The organism is Vibrio sp. 1562 (assembly GCF_033340155.1).
Classification (GTDB): Bacteria; Pseudomonadota; Gammaproteobacteria; order Enterobacterales; family Vibrionaceae; genus Vibrio; species Vibrio alginolyticus.
Window position 1 is genome coordinate 1 of sequence record NZ_JAWOVY010000656.1, and the last position, 554, is coordinate 554.

The 554-nt window shown below is 50.4% G+C and carries 1 pseudogene; it reads left to right on the top strand.

Features of this window, described 5'->3' with window-relative positions:
• A pseudogene (locus R7Z49_RS26915) lies at positions 1-554 on the top strand (glycogen debranching enzyme); the annotation flags it as partial.

A 554-nucleotide genomic window follows, 5' to 3' on the forward strand; every position in this document is an offset into this window, starting at 1 on the left:
ACAACCGCTCAGAAAACTACGGCGTAGAAGGCGAGACGGACAACATCATGATCATCGCCACGCGTGAGAAGCAAAAACGCACCCTGATTGCGAGCTTGCTCTTTGCGTTTGGTATTCCGCACATTTTGACCGCCGATGTATTGTCACACTCGCAAGGTGGCAACAATAACGCCTACTGCCAAGACAATAAAACCAGTTGGATCAACTGGAGCGAGACGGAGCGCAAAGCGCACTTCAAAACTTGGATGGCGCAAATGGTCGCAAACCGTCACCAATACATGGTGCCTTTCATCCGTGCTTTCAGCGGCGAAAATCGCAACAACAACCGCATTTTCTGGCGTCGAACCGATGGCCGATTAATGGAACACGACGACTGGAACCGATTAAGCTCCGTAGCGCTTCACTTAGGCATTGGTAAAGACGGGCAAGAGTTGGTTTACCTCATCAACCAAACGAACGCTACAGCGCGATTTAAGCTGCCAAACGAGCGTAATCAAGAATGGGTAACGATTTGTGATACCAATGTGCGCAACCTCAACCCTGGGCACGCAGAA